Source organism: Verrucomicrobia bacterium S94 (assembly GCA_004299845.1).
Classification (GTDB): Bacteria; Verrucomicrobiota; Kiritimatiellia; order Kiritimatiellales; family Pontiellaceae; genus Pontiella.
Map to the genome: position 1 here is coordinate 1153518 of CP036201.1, position 14094 is coordinate 1167611.

At 52.0% G+C, this 14094-nt stretch carries 12 protein-coding genes; 11 read left to right on the top strand and 1 reads right to left on the bottom strand.

Features of this window, described 5'->3' with window-relative positions:
• Positions 1–5: 5 nt before the first annotated feature.
• From EGM51_04855 to EGM51_04905, 11 genes are all read left to right on the top strand, one after another.
• On the top strand, positions 6–440 hold the full coding sequence (locus EGM51_04855; GenBank protein ID QBG46754.1) for a Gfo/Idh/MocA family oxidoreductase: 435 nt from the start codon (positions 6–8) through the stop codon (positions 438–440).
• Positions 421–726 carry a hypothetical protein gene (locus EGM51_04860; protein ID QBG46755.1) on the top strand — a complete coding sequence of 102 codons (306 nt, stop codon included), beginning with the start codon at positions 421–423 and terminating at the stop codon, positions 724–726. The genes EGM51_04855 and EGM51_04860 overlap by 20 nt, the downstream gene beginning before the upstream one ends.
• 689 nt (positions 727–1415) lie before the next feature.
• The gene (locus tag EGM51_04865) at positions 1416–3566 is read left to right on the top strand and encodes a hypothetical protein (GenBank protein QBG46756.1); all 2151 of its coding nucleotides are present in this window, start codon (positions 1416–1418) and stop codon (positions 3564–3566) included.
• Positions 3563–4186, top strand: coding sequence for a response regulator transcription factor (locus tag EGM51_04870; GenBank protein QBG46757.1), 624 nt, complete (start codon positions 3563–3565; stop codon positions 4184–4186). The genes EGM51_04865 and EGM51_04870 overlap by 4 nt, the downstream gene beginning before the upstream one ends.
• Before the next feature lie 117 nt (positions 4187–4303).
• A complete protein-coding gene (locus EGM51_04875; GenBank protein ID QBG46758.1) occupies positions 4304–5638 on the top strand; it encodes a Gfo/Idh/MocA family oxidoreductase in 1335 nt (444 codons plus the stop codon).
• A gap of 13 nt (positions 5639–5651) precedes the next feature.
• Complete coding sequence (locus tag EGM51_04880) at positions 5652–6620, top strand: ThuA domain-containing protein (protein QBG46759.1); 969 nt, start codon at positions 5652–5654, stop codon at positions 6618–6620.
• Positions 6621–6645: 25 nt separating this feature from the next.
• Positions 6646–7947 carry a Gfo/Idh/MocA family oxidoreductase gene (locus EGM51_04885; GenBank protein QBG49247.1) on the top strand — a complete coding sequence of 434 codons (1302 nt, stop codon included), beginning with the start codon at positions 6646–6648 and terminating at the stop codon, positions 7945–7947.
• 6 nt (positions 7948–7953) lie between these two features.
• Positions 7954–9819: a hypothetical protein gene (locus EGM51_04890; GenBank protein QBG46760.1), complete on the top strand. Its 1866-nt coding sequence runs from the start codon at positions 7954–7956 to the stop codon at positions 9817–9819.
• Positions 9779–11311 (top strand): DUF1593 domain-containing protein, encoded by a 1533-nt coding sequence (locus EGM51_04895; protein ID QBG46761.1) that lies wholly within the window; start codon positions 9779–9781, stop codon positions 11309–11311. The genes EGM51_04890 and EGM51_04895 overlap by 41 nt, the downstream gene beginning before the upstream one ends.
• 373 nt (positions 11312–11684) lie before the next feature.
• Positions 11685–11969 (top strand): hypothetical protein, encoded by a 285-nt coding sequence (locus tag EGM51_04900; protein ID QBG46762.1) that lies wholly within the window; start codon positions 11685–11687, stop codon positions 11967–11969.
• Positions 11941–12375 carry a hypothetical protein gene (locus EGM51_04905; GenBank protein ID QBG46763.1) on the top strand — a complete coding sequence of 145 codons (435 nt, stop codon included), beginning with the start codon at positions 11941–11943 and terminating at the stop codon, positions 12373–12375. Before EGM51_04900 ends, EGM51_04905 begins: the two co-directional genes overlap by 29 nt.
• Before the next feature lie 217 nt (positions 12376–12592).
• Here the strand turns inward: EGM51_04905 and EGM51_04910 are convergent, their stop codons facing one another.
• The gene (locus EGM51_04910; protein QBG46764.1) at positions 12593–14086 is read right to left on the bottom strand and encodes a sulfatase; all 1494 of its coding nucleotides are present in this window, start codon (positions 14084–14086) and stop codon (positions 12593–12595) included.
• Between the last annotated feature and the right edge of the window lie 8 nt (positions 14087–14094).

Consider the following 14094-nt stretch of genomic DNA (forward strand, 5'->3'; position numbering starts at 1 on the left):
CGCTGATGGGTCTTGAACGGGATCCGCATGTAAACATTGTTGCGTTTGCTGATGTTGATCAAAGCGATCGGGTGAAGGAGATGATTAAGAATTACGCAGACAAACCGCTCTATGTTGATTTCCGCGTTATGCTGGATAAGCATCCGGAGATCGATGCGGTGGTTGTATCGACTCCGGATCATACCCATCATTATATCGCTGCAACCTGCATGAAAGCAGGCAAGCATGTGTATGTGCAGAAACCGCTGGCGCATAATATTGCCGAGGTATGCGATTTTATGCGTCTTGAAAAAGAAACCGGCGTGGTTTGTCAGATGGGTAATCAGGGGCATTCGGGCATCGGTATAAAAATATTGGAACGGTGGGTGGGCGCGGGATGCCTTGGAGAGATTCGGGAGGTGCACAGCCTGGTGCAGGCAGGTGAGAAGTGTCGCCGATAAGCGGCCTGCAACGGAACCGGTTCCGGAAACTCTGGACTGGAATAAGTGGTTAGGCCCGCTGCAGACCGTGGATTACAGCCCGGCTTATCTTCCGGGTTATTGGTGCAGCTGGTTTGAATCCGGCACCGGAACTCTGGGTGACTGGTTCTGCCATAATGCCGATGCGCCCTATGCGATTCTCGGGCTCGACTGCCCGACTTCGGTTGAGATTGAAAGTGCGGGAAAGAAAAAACTTTTGTTTCCTGGTCACTCAAAGGTGATATTTACATTCCCGTATGCAGGGTGAGAATTGAAGTTGAACTGGTATTCCGGGAAAATTTTTTCGCCGCCGGTTCCTGAAGGAATGGAAAAGGATGACCGTTTTGAAGATCCGTAGGGTGGAACGATGATTGTAGGTTCCGATGCCGCCGCGCTTACAAAAAGCCACGCGAAGCCATGCATTGGGGCAATATTGCGCTGCACATCGGGCGGAATCTTAAAATCGATCCCGTTAAACGAACGGTTATCGGTGATGAAGAGGCTGCTGAATTAATGCGCTGGCCGGCTCTCCGTGACGGCTGGAGCATTTAATACAATTTACTAAAACATTCCGGTCTTAATGACAGCGTTATTCCGCGCAGAGACGCTGAGAGCGCGGAGCCGTTTATGTCTGAATTTCTCTGCGGCCTCAGCGCCTTTGCGCGGGATCAAATTTATGCCGGATAGTTTTAACGTTTGGTATAACCGGTTAGGTTTCGAATATTCTGAAATCTGCGTTTCGTTCAAAAACAGAGAATCGGTCATAAATGAGATCGATAACATTTTTGCTTCATACTGTCCTTTTGGTTAGGTTATTGGCGTTTGTTTCTTAAAATACCGGGATCTGATGCTGATTATGAAAAAAGGGTATCTCATAAAAACAGCCGCCGGCGTGGCAGAGGATTATAACCGAACTTTTCCGGGCGTGGCACATTCTGTATTTTTTTGCGTTCCGGGATGTCGTTTGGGGAACCGCGGCATGATTGCCGTAGGGTCGATCAGACTATGAGTGATGTGCGATTCCGGTATTTTACGGTTATTCTGCTTCTAATGCGGATGGTCTGTTCTGCAGACACACCGATGACTTCTATTTCTGAAATCCGGAGCATGATGCCGGGTGAGGTGGATGGCAGCTCAATCACTGCCGAGGTTGAGGGGCAGGTACTTGCGCTGCCTTTATTCTACGGCATCTTTCTCTATGACGGAACAAACGGGATTTATGTTTCTCATAAACCGGTTCCCGAGTTTGCGGACAGGCTGAAGCCCGGGGACTGGATCCGGGTGAAAGGAATTGTTGAACCCGGTGGTTTCAGTCCTGCAATTATTGCGGATCAGATTGAAATGGTTGATCATCGACCTCTGCCGAAACCAATGGCGTATATACCGGATAAGATGCGTCTGGCAGAAATGGATTGCCAGTGGGTATTTGTCGCTGGACGCCTGATTGAGGTTTCGATAGCTGAAAACGGGCTCGATGCAATGGTGAATATTGAAGCCGGTGAAACCCTGTATTCCGTACAGGTGCCGTATTCCAGAGCCGGGGTTGAACGTCTGCATGAGATGATGTATCGCGAAGTTGAGCTCAATGCGGTTGTCGGTATTCGGTACAATAGCCGGAAACAGGCGGTCGGGAGGGCGTTCATCGCCAATTCCATTGATGACATCATCGCTGTCGATCATCCGGATTCCGAAAAAGATCCTGTTGAAGTTTCCCTATCCGAACTGATGTGTAAGGAGACGCCATCGTATGGTCTTCTGAAAATAAGGGGTGTGGTAACCGGCGTTTTCGGGAATGAACTTTTTCTGCGGGGAGATGCGGCAGGACTTCGTGTTCAGACCGCCAAACCGGCAGCGGTTGAGCCTGGAGATGATGTTGAAGTTATCGGCTATGTCTGGCCGCAGCCGATCAGCCCGGCGTTCCGGGCGTTGAAGGTAGAGCGGTTGCGGCGGCTGCCGCCGCCGGACCCCCAGGTAGTGCATCTTGGGGCCGTCCCTGATGAAGCGTTGAATTATGATCTGATCGAGCTCCATGCCGAGCTTGTCGATATCGGAAAGCAGTTTTCGGAGGGGGGCGCAGAACAGCAGATTCTGTTGTGCAGGTCCGGACCGCACCGCTTTGAAGCGCGGCTTCCGGTCGGAGAAAAGGCGGGGGACGGCATTTCGGCCGGTGCAGAGCTGATGTTAACCGGAAATGCACATTTACTGCTGAATCCGCATACACAGGGTATACTCAAAATAACCGGGTTCTGGCTGCAGCTCCGCGGTTCAGAGGATATTCAGCTGCAGCAGGCTGCTCCATGGTGGACGCCCGAAAGGATGATGTGGGTATTTTCCGTATTACTCGGGGTAATCTTTCTGTTTCTCGGATGGCTGGTTCTTCTGCGGAAGACCATTCGACGGCAGACCGGGATCATTAAAGAGAAAGTAGAGCGGGAAGCGGTGCTTGAGGAGCGTCAGCGCATTGCACGTGAACTGCATGATAATCTGGAGCAGGGGCTTGGAGGGATCGCCATACAGCTTCAGAACTGTCGTATGCAGAATGCGCTTATCTCGGAAAAACCGAAGGCGGATGTTCCTGAAGATTTAAAAAAAGACATACAGAAAACGGACCGGGCGATTTCCGTTGCCCAGCATATGCTCGCGCATTGCAGTAAAGAGTCGAGGGCGGCGATTCTCGACCTGCGCGGTGTTGCGCTGCAGCGTAAGGCGCTGGCGGATCTGGTCAAAGAGGCATTGGCGCCGGTTGCGGAAGAGTGCGGAGCCAGGCTGGAAATGACGGTCAGCGGAAACCCGATTCAGTTATCGCGCAGGGTTGAGCGCCATCTTATGCTGATTGCTAAAGAGGCCGGGTCAAATGCCGCCCGGCACGCAGCTCCGAAAATTCTGAAGGTCGGATTGCGGTATGAGCCGGGAAGAGTTGTTCTGACGGTTCGGGATGATGGGTGCGGCTTTAATCCGTCCTCTCCGGAAAAGGAGGGGCACTTCGGCTTGATAGGGATGCAGGAGCGCGCCGTAAAAATAAATGGAACCTTCCGCATAACGAGTACTCCGGGTGAAGGTACAGAGGTACGTGTTGAGGTATCCGGCCCGCAGGAGGAACAGCAATGATAAGGGTAATGATAGTTGATGATAATGCAATTGTCCGCATGGGTTTATGTGAAGCACTGGCCTTGAAGCCGGACCTGGAAGCGGCTGGCACAGCCGCGTCCAGTGCAGAGGCTATTGAAGTTTTCCGGTCAGAGCGCCCGGATGTAGTAACGATGGATTATCAGCTTCCCGATGGCAACGGCATTGATTGCACACGACAGATTCTGGAGGAATTTCCTGACGCCCGGGTATTGATCCTTTCTGCGTTCAGTGCGGAGGAGGATATCTGGAATGCGGTTCAGGCCGGGGCAAAAGGCTATTTAACCAAAGCGGCGGGCGAGGTTGAGGAGATCGTGGATGCCATTCACGAAGTGGCTTCCGGCGGAAGTTTTTTCCCAGCGGAAATTATGCTCAAGCTGGAGCATCGAAGAAATCTGCGGGAACTCACCCCGCGTGAAAAGGAAGCGCTTCGTCTGCTGGTCCGGGGAAAAACGAATAAGGAAATTGCCCATGAACTCGGTATTTCCATTGATTCCGTGAAGCAGCACATCACCAATCTGCGGGTGAAACTTGATGCTGCTGACCGTACTCAGGCGGCGGTGGAGGCGATCCGACGGGGCATTATTCAGCTGGAAGAATAAGTGGAGACTCCGGGAGCTCAGGACTTTGGACGCGGCCGGGGCATCTCTTTTAGGGGGGTAGTCGATGGCCGGATTTTAAAGGATTCTGTGTATTTCATAGGATAAGTCAGGAGAAGCATGATGAGAGGGATCTCTCGTAAAGGATTTTTAAAAACGGCTGTTCTTGCGGGGGGCGCCATCGGGTTTCCCGCGGTTGTTCCGTCTGCCGTGCTCGGGAAAAACGGCAGTGTTTCGCCGAGTAACCGGATTACGGTCGGGCTGATTGGCTGCGGCCGGCGCAGCGGTGTCGGCGGCGAATACAACATGGTCAGGCAGTCAAAGCTGCTGGCGGTATGTGATCCGGTAAAATGGCGTCGTGAAGCCAGTGCCGCGGAGTGGAACGTTCCTGATGCCCATAACGATTTCAGAGATGTTCTCGCACGGGATGATATTGATGCGGTCCACATTGTAACACCGGATCACTGGCACGTACCGATAGCACTGATGGCCGCGCGGGCCGGCAAGGATATGTATGTGGAAAAGCCGCTGAGTCTCTGTATCGGTCAGAGCCTGGCGGCCCGGGAAATCACAGAAAAGCACGGCCGCGTTTTTCAGTACGGCACGCAGCAGCGTTCAATGCGCCATTTACGGATGGGCATCGAAATTGTGCTGAACGGGCATATCGGCAACGTGAAAGAGGTATATGTGTGGTGTCCGGGCGGGGCCAAAGGCGGTTCAGCGACCCCGGAACTTCCGGTGCCGGAAGGATTTGATTATGAACTCTGGACCGGTCCGGCACCGATGAAACCGTTCTGTGAAGACCGCTGCAGCCCGCACGGTCCGCCGAAGGCCACCTATTTCTGCTATGATTATTCCATCGGAATGCTGGGCGGCTGGGGCGCCCATCCGGTGGATCAATTGCAATGGTGGGCCGATGCTGAAAACAAGGGCATTCCGGTTGAATATAAAACGACCGGTTCCCTGCCGACGGAAGGGCTATTCAATACGGTGGTGACCTGGCAGATGGAAGCAACCTATGCCGACGGCACCAAACTTTATTTTATGGATTCAAAAACGGCGCGAGCGTCGCAGGAGATTCCCGGTATTGAAAAACTGAAGCAGTTTGGAAACTGTACGGTGTTTGTAGGTGAAGAGGGCTGGGTGGCGGTTTCGCGCGAGGGTATGCTGGCTTCAACCGAAGCGCTTCGGCGCAAGGCGAAAGATCCGGGGCCCCGTAAACTGCAGGAGAGCAGCTGGCATCCGATTGCTTTTGTGGATGCTATTCGTAACGGAACACAGCCCGTGTCATCTCTCGATTCAGCCATTCGTTCCGACATCATTTGTCACATGGGTGATCTTTGTGTTCGTACAGGGAAAACCCTGGGTTGGGACGCACAGAAGGAGATGGTGACCGGCTCGGCTGAGGCCGTAAAAATGATGCATCGGACGATGCGCGATCCCTGGACACTGTAATACCTTTCTAACGATGGAGATATGGATGAAAAATTTACTGGTCGCAGTATGTGCAGGTGCAGCAATGGCCTATGGCCATTCGGACTGGAAACCGAGTTTTGAAGAAAAGAAGGTCGTCACTGAGCAGGAGAAAAAACGGATTGCAGAGGCAGTACCGAAAAAGCCGATTGTGAAACCGAAAAAAGACCGCAACGTGCTGCTGTACAGCGCCACGGCCGGGGCGCGGCATTGGTCGATACCGATAGGTAAAATAGCCTTTGAACAAATGGCCGAGCAAAGCGGAGCTTTTGAGATCGTGATCAGCGATGATCCGGAAAATTTTAAACCGGAAAATCTGAAACAGTTCGACGTGGTGATTCTGATGAACAGCACGGGTAATTTTTTCATGCCGTGCACCCGTGGTGAAGATTCCATTCGCGATCAGTTTTCGGATGAAGAATGGGAGACGCTTAAAGCGCGCGACGCTCAGCTGATTGGAAATCTGGTTGAATATGTTCGTGAAGGCGGCGGACTGGTGGCAATGCATGCGGCAGCCGATGCGTATTACGGCAACCGGGATTACCGCAATATGATCGGTGGTACGTTTATGGGACATCCCTGGCATGGGAATCAGAAAGTAACGATTTGTATTGAGGATCCGGATCATCCGCTGATGAAAGCGGCGTTCGAAGGAAAAACGGAGATCAGCATAACCGAAGAAATTTTCCAGTATAATGAGCCCTATTCGCGTGAGTGCCTGCGTGTACTGATGACGCTGGATGTTGAGAAATCGGAGAAGCCCAAAGGTGAGATGAAACGGACCGATGGGGATTATGCGTTGGCCTGGATTCATGAAGAGGGTAAGGGCCGTGTTTTCTATACCGGTATCGGGCATAATTATGAGCACTACTGGAATCCGCAGATTTTGAAACATTACCTGGGGGGTATACAGTATGCGGCAGGCGATCTGGAAGCGGATGCAACACCGAGTGCAGAACTTTAATTCATATGGAGGAATAATCATGAGTTTGAATAAACGTAACTTTATAAAATTATCCGCAGCCGCCGGAGCTTCACTGCCGCTTTTCAGTATCGGAGCTTCTAAAACCGGAATGGAAGACCTTAGAGTCGGCTGTATCGGCATGGGCCGCATGATGTACTGGCATGTCAATGGATTTATGCAGCGCTGCAGGCTCGTGGCGGTTTGCGATGTCGACAAAACCCGTCGGGAAGCTGAGCGAGATCGGGTTAATGCGCATTATGGAAACAGGGAATGCGTGGCGTATAATGATTACCGGGAACTGCTGGCACGCGATGATATTGATGTTGTCTGCATCGCCACTCCGGATCACTGGCATGCCACCATCGTTATCGATGCCGCGCGCGCCGGAAAACATATCTATTGCGAAAAACCGCTGACGCACGATATCGATGAAGCCATCCGGGTGATGAAAGAAGTGAAAAAAGCCGGGGTGGTGCTTCAGACCGGGTCGCAGCAGCGGGGAATGAAAGAGTTCCGCGTGGCGGCCGAGCTTGTTCGCAATAATGTGGCCGGAAAAGTTCTGGAGATTAAGTCCGATTTCTGGGGTCCGGGCCGTCCGTTTGATCTTCCGGAAGAAGAGATGGAGCCCGGTCTGGATTGGAACCGCTGGTGTGGTCCGGGACCGCTGAATCATTATAATTCCAAATTGAGTCCGCGTGGGGTGCATGACTTTTTCCCGATGGGCTGGCGGAATACCGTTGTATACGGCGGCGGCGGAATCTGCGATATGGGAGCGCACCATCTCGACATAATCCAGCTGGCGCTGGATATGGATAAATCCGGTCCGGTAAAAGCGCTGCCACCGGCCGGCGGCGGAAACGGTTACGGTGCAAAACTGATCTATGAAGGCGGTCTTGAAGTCACCCGCGAAAAAGGGTTTATGGTGGATTTTATCTGTGAAAACGGACGTATTCAGGCGAGCCGGGGCAAATTCCGGTTCGAGCTCGACGGCAAAGTGATTCATAAGTTTTTAGAACCCTCCGACGGTTCACTGGCCCGTGAAGTGGTGCTGACCGAACGCGAATTTCTGGCCGACGCCAAGGTTAAACTTCCGGTACAGAAAAAGGGTGGTCATACCCAGAATTTCCTGGATGCAATTGTCAACGGTACACAGCCGATGGTGCCGGTGGAAGCGGGAGCCCGTTCCGCGATCTGCTGTCATCTGATGAATCTTTCCTACTATTACCAGCAGCCGATCCTCTGGGATCCGGAAAAACTGAAATTTTCCGATAGATCCTGTGATCCGGCCTGGCTGGCCGGTTCACGTCGGGACTATTTAAAAGCGTAATATCGAATGAAGCTGTATGGTCTCATTGCGGTCGTTACCGGGTTCTTCAGTCTGACCTGTATGTGCAGTCCAGGGGGTGAACCTGCAAAGGTTACGGTTCATCTTCTGGACGAACAGGTGCTCGGTGAAACATCAGAGCTGGATCGCAGTACTTTTTTTAATGTGCACAGCAGTTATACCGGTGTCGCATTAACGGCTGACGATCTGGAACAATTGAAGTCGCTGAACGTGGGGTTTGGTCGTGCTTTCGATGGGCCTTTCAGCGGTCATCAGAATGGAACGCCTTATCCGGAAACGGCAGTGATCAGGAAAAGGTCGTCGGGAGTTATTGCCAGGGCTAAGGCGGATCCGCTGTATGTCTATCGAACCACGCGGCGCATTATCACGGATGAGCCGGGAACCGTATTCAATATGCAGGATGATCCCGCAGAAATGGCACGGTATGCGGCGGATATTCTCGAGTATAATTATGAGGATGATTTCAGGCCTGATTTTTATTCCCCGATCTCTCTGCCTTTTGTAGCTGCCGGGAAATATGGCGGGGACCAGGCAGCTGTTCGGGAACGTATGACTCAGGTTATCGCCAGGATCGGTGAAGAAATCGATCGGCGCGGGCTTTCGACCCAGGTGATTGGTTATACGAGTGCCTGGCCGATGATGCATTACTGGGATTTCGGGCATTGGCATGGGCGGATGAAAATGTTTATGGATGTGGCCGGGGAGCATATTGACGCCATTGATTTTATTCTGATGGATGCAACGCAGTATGAAAAAGACGATAGCCGCAGAAGCGGCAGCCGGGTTGAGGCGCTGCTGGATTTAGTTGAAACGTATGGGGCCATGAAATGGGGAAAACCGAAACCTTTTGCCTTCAGTGAATTTGGTGATGTTTCCTCGGGCTGGCCGGAAGGGGATACCTATTCGCCGGCACGCAGTTCGGCGGAGCTGAATGCATACAACCATTTTCTTTTTTCCCTGCTTGGCCGGGAAGATCGGGTACTTATCGCAGTGCCGTTTATCACGACAAAAAGTCCGTGGTATTATAATAACCCTAACCATCAGTGGCAGCCGTATTCTGCCGATCTGTGGCGGCCGGATCCGGAAAGTATTGTGGAAGGAAAACCCTCCCGTTTTCTGGAAACTGAAAAGATGGAGTTTTACCGGTTGTGGCGGGATGTTAGGGGAAAGCGACGGTTTGCTGAGTCCAGTGATGCCGGCATATCTGTTTATGCCTTTGCTGAGGGAACGGATGCCTTTATCTGCCTGAACAGCTTTAAAGATGAACAACATACGGTTTTGCTGGAACTTTCGGACGGGTTGCCGGAAATAAGGTCTGTTGAATTAAAACGCATGTTTGTTCCGAAGCAGCAGGCTGTGCTGTACTCTAAAACGAAAATCGGTTCTCTGCCTGATCTCCTCAACATGAAGCCGCATGAAACGATCATTTTACATGTAAGCTATGCTGCTCCGCCGGCTTCGCAGCATCATGTGAAAACGCAGACGTATTACAGTGACAGTTATCTTCTGCCGATCTCTAAAAATAAACCGCTGACTCTGTGCATTCATAATGTGGAAGCAAACGATGAAACAACAGGAACACTGCGTGTGTCATTAGCGCGTGAACACGGGTTGTCGAAAAAGCCAACGCTGACTGTAAATGGTTACACTATTGATTTTCCTAACCAGTGGATGGGGGATGATCAGTCGAATCGTAAAGGCGGTTTCTTCGGTTCAATACCCGTTAATATTCCTGCCGGAATTATCCTTTCCGAAAATGAAATCACACTTACTTTTCCTGATGAGGGTGGACGGGTGAGTACTGTAGTTATGGATGTTCATAAACCAGAGGGGCCATCGATCGATGACAAATAGAGCAATCAACGGTAAACGATTTGTCGGAATAGGCATGCTGTCTGTACTTCTGTGCGGAGCGGCTGTTCAGAACGTACTTGCTGTGCCGGAAAAACCGCGCCTGCTGATTATGGCCGATATGGGGAATGAAACCGACGAAGAGCAGCAGATGATCCATATGCTGCTCTACTCCAATGAATTTGATCTGGAGGGGTTGATTGCCTGTTCCGGGTTGTATCTGCATTCAGGAATCGATAGTGAATTCCGCAGTAAAGTGCATCCGGAGCTGTTTACGAAACTCATCAATCAATATGCAAAGGTACGGCCGAATCTCGAGAAGCATGAAAGCGGCTGGCCTGCACCGGAATACCTGCACCGCATAGTTAAATCCGGAAGTACTGTTTTCGGAATCGATGCGGTGAAAGCAGGGCAGGGGAATGAAGGGTCAAGGCATATTGAATCAGTCATTCTGAAGAAGGATCCTCGCAAGCTTTATATTGTGGCCAATGCCGGAACCAATCCGCTGGCCCAGGCGCTGGTGGATCTGGACGCGAAGTATTCCGACGAGGAGATGAAGCGGCTTTGCGAACGGATCATTGTTTTTGAAAACGGAGCGCAGGATAACTGCGGGGCGTGGATCATGAGCCGCTATCCGCACATTGCGTGGCATCGGAGTAACCACCAGACATATTGTTACGGCGGACCGGACTATGGAAAATTCGGGGCTGCGTTGGGACCATATACCTGGGAACCCTATGAACGTACTTCCGATGGACAGGATGCATGGGCCGCGGAACATATCAGAAACAATCATGGTCCGCTTGGTGCAATCTATCCCTATCGCAACCGGTTCATCGAAGGCGGTGGAACCATTCCGTGGATCGGGCTGGCCATGCCGGGGCTTACCGACCCGGAAAGGCTGTACTGGGGCGGACAGAGCGGCCGGTTTTCGCGAACAAAACATAAAAATGTGATGTCACGTCATCCGAAAATCCGGGCGGATGAAGAGACCTTCGGCGATTTTTATATGTTTGAATCCGATTCAGAGTCGGAGTCGTGGACCTGCCCGGTAGAAAACAAAGTGTATAGCGGGCGTGAGGTTCCGGTCTGGCGTTTCCGACGTGCCATGTTCAATGATTTCAAAGCCCGTATGGACTGGTGTGTGAAGGATTTCGATGAAGCGAATCACAATCCGGTCGCAGCCTTTAATGGCGATGCAGGCGATGGTATTATCCAGCTCAACGTCAACCCCGGACAGACACTGAATCTTAACGCTGAGGCCACTGCGGATCCGGATGGCGATCCGGTAAAGATCTCCTGGTGGATATACAAGGAGGCGGGCACGTACAAAGGTGCGGTTTCGCCTGACGATGCATCCGCGGCAAACACCGAACTCAGAATCCCTGATGATGCAGGGGGCAAAGAGATACACCTGATTCTTGAGGCGCAGGACGATAATCCCATGGGCTCCATGTATGATTACCGGCGTATTGTACTGAACGTATCGGAATAAAGAGGTGCGTATGTTGCGATATGATATTGCCGGAATTCAGGTTCTGCTGATTAGCTGTGGCGTCACTTATGCTCAGGAGGCCTTTTTGATCAGATAAAAAACGGACGGATCGAATCATCGGACAATATCACCTGGACTCAGGAGGGACCGGGGAACGGGGGAATGAGTGATCTCGTGCGTTATCATCCGAATCATCCTAATACCGTTTTCCACGGTCCGGATATGGGGGGGGCAATTATCAGTCTGATCATAACGGAACCTTCTGGTACAGTGTTCGGGATTATGACGGCGACAGCTCAATGAACCGGCTGCGCGATGTGCAGTATTCGCGATCGAACAGCGAACGGGCCGTTGCTATTGATGTTGCCCGTCTGTGGGAATCTTCCGACCGTGGCAGGAGAGCTGGTCGCTGGTACGGTTCTGTCCGTGGTACACGCCAAATTCTGACGGAACAGATGGAACAAGCTGGATTTCTAAGGTTTCTGCGCTGGCGATTGATCCGAATGATTCAGAGATCTGGTATGTCGGGGCCGGAAAACATACACGCGGGCAGATGTGGGGAACGGATTCTTTGATGAAAGACGCTACATCGGCCAATCCCCGCGGGGGCTTCGCACGATCCGTCCGGTATGATCTGGAAAACTTCCGATGGGGGTGAAAGCTGGACTGCGTTGAGCAGCGGTATCCATACGAATGCCCAGGCACTCGCGAGCCTGGAAGAGGCAGGTGATGAGCTGCTTGCTGTTCATGGTCTGGGAGCTCCCGGCACACTGAATACAACGCTTCTTAACACCAACTGCATAGAGAACCCATTCCGTAATGTCCGTGCTAAAACCCGGCGTGTAAGCCGCTGGCGAACCGATACCAATATGGCTTCAAAATGGCTGGCGTATGCATTGCTGGAAGCGGAGCGCGGGTTCAGGCGGATCAATCACTGCAAGGACATGAAACAGCTTGCAGAAATCCTGCAAAGTTTTTCTCCCCCTCCTCCGGAGGAGGGGGAGAAGGCTACGCCTTCCCTTTCCATCGTTGACCAGAAACCCGCAACCAACTACAAACCGTAACCAACGAACCGGAGGCTACGCCCCAGTTTTAACAATGGAAAAGACCCCCCCCCGCAATATACCTGCACAGCGATATTCCGTATATGCAGTGCGTAGAGTGCGGCGTCTACCTCCTTTAAATAAAACAATATCTTTGTATCCATTTTTATATGGATATTAAAATTATATTTATTCGGCTGAATGGAGATGAATCTTTTGAAGTTTAGTTGTGAGCGGATCAGTTGCCGACCACGGCATTGGGGGGCAGGGGGACGTTATTGGTTTTCCGCCATGCTTTGAGCTCGCGTAACAGCTGTTCGGTCAGTTCCGGATTATTCGCGGCGATGTTGTGCTCTTCTTTGGGATCTGTTTTCAGATTGTAGAGTTCCACTTCGCCGGTGGCCAGGAACTGCACCAGTTTCATATCGTTTTTGCGGATGATGGAGCTGGTGGGATTTCGGAATTCGCTGGCGAGGTGCCAGAACAGCGGGCGGGCGGCGAGGGAGGGATCATCGCGGCGGAACAGCGGTACGATGGATTCGCCGTCGAGTGTTCCGGTGTAGTGGATGCCGGCGAGGTCCATGAAGGTGGGGAAGTAGTCAACGCAGTGAACGGGCACCTCTGTGCGCCGTGCAGTGACGTGTCCGGGCCAGTTAATGAAGGTGGGGACGCGGATTCCGCCTTCCCAGATATACCCTTTTTTACCACGCATGCGGTTGTTGATGCCGGCGTTCCAGCCGTTGTCGGAGGAAAAGAGAATCAGGGTATTTTCGCGAAGTCCGTTCTTTTCGAGAAACTCGACCAGGCGGCCGACGTTGTCATCGAGCGATTCAATCATGGTGGCATATTCGGCGGTATGCCGGCGGCGTTTTCCCTCCTGCATACCCTGTCCGCTTTCAGGATCGCCCGGCTTGTTGAGGTATTTCCGGACGAGTTCTTCGCTTCGTCCGCGGACGGGGGCGTGTACGGTGTAGTAGTGGAGGTTGATGAAAAAGGGGCCCTCTTTGTATTCACCCATAAACTTAATGGCTTCGGTGGTGAGGTAGTCGGTCAGCCATTTATCCTTCGGATTTTTTTCGGGGATAAACGGATTGTTAAAGGGCGCCCAGTAACCGCCGGTTTCCCCCTTGTAGCCGCCGATCTCCAGCGCCGGATCTCCGCGATAGGTTCCGCCGATGTTTTTCAGGTATCCACGGCCTTCGGGATAATATTTAACGTATTCTTTTTTATGTTTTTCGGCCCAGCTGTAATCCCAGGGATCGGGCTGGCTCAGTTTTTCTTTGCGCGGCCATTGGCCGTTCAGTTCCTCTTCGGGATAGGGGCCGACCAGGTGCCATTTGCCCAGATGAATATTTTTATAGCCGGCTTCCGCCAGCGGCTGACTGTACATAATGTGTTCTTCACCGACGGTCCAACGGGAAAAAATACTGACCTGGTCGTCGCCCCTTTCCAGTACCGGCACGGTGTATACGCCGGTGCGGAAGGACTGTTTTCCCGTTGCGATGGCCGTTCGTGAGGGAGAACAGGTGGGATACATATAGCTGTTTTCGATGATCAGGCCGGTGTCGGCCAGTTTGTCGATATTCGGCGTTTCATAAAACGTCGAACCGTTGAAACCGACATCACCGTACCCGAGATCATCGACGAGAATGAAAAGAATATTGGGCCGATCCGCCGCAAATGCAGTACACCCAAGAATACAGAGCAACAGAACAAACCAGTATTTTTTCATCGTATCTA

What these genes read in the sequence shown, in the direction of transcription:
- EGM51_04855 (QBG46754.1), top strand. Translation starts at nt 6, where the DNA reads ATGGGTCTTGAACGGGATCCGCATGTAAACATTGTTGCGTTTGCTGAT.
- EGM51_04865 (QBG46756.1), top strand. Translation starts at nt 1,416, where the DNA reads ATGTCGTTTGGGGAACCGCGGCATGATTGCCGTAGGGTCGATCAGACT.
- EGM51_04870 (QBG46757.1), top strand. Translation starts at nt 3,563, where the DNA reads ATGATAAGGGTAATGATAGTTGATGATAATGCAATTGTCCGCATGGGT.
- EGM51_04875 (QBG46758.1), top strand. Translation starts at nt 4,304, where the DNA reads ATGATGAGAGGGATCTCTCGTAAAGGATTTTTAAAAACGGCTGTTCTT.
- EGM51_04880 (QBG46759.1), top strand. Translation starts at nt 5,652, where the DNA reads ATGGAGATATGGATGAAAAATTTACTGGTCGCAGTATGTGCAGGTGCA.
- EGM51_04890 (QBG46760.1), top strand. Translation starts at nt 7,954, where the DNA reads ATGAAGCTGTATGGTCTCATTGCGGTCGTTACCGGGTTCTTCAGTCTG.
- EGM51_04895 (QBG46761.1), top strand. Translation starts at nt 9,779, where the DNA reads ATGTTCATAAACCAGAGGGGCCATCGATCGATGACAAATAGAGCAATC.
- EGM51_04905 (QBG46763.1), top strand. Translation starts at nt 11,941, where the DNA reads ATGATCTGGAAAACTTCCGATGGGGGTGAAAGCTGGACTGCGTTGAGC.
- EGM51_04910 (QBG46764.1), bottom strand. Translation starts at nt 14,086, where the DNA reads ATGAAAAAATACTGGTTTGTTCTGTTGCTCTGTATTCTTGGGTGTACT.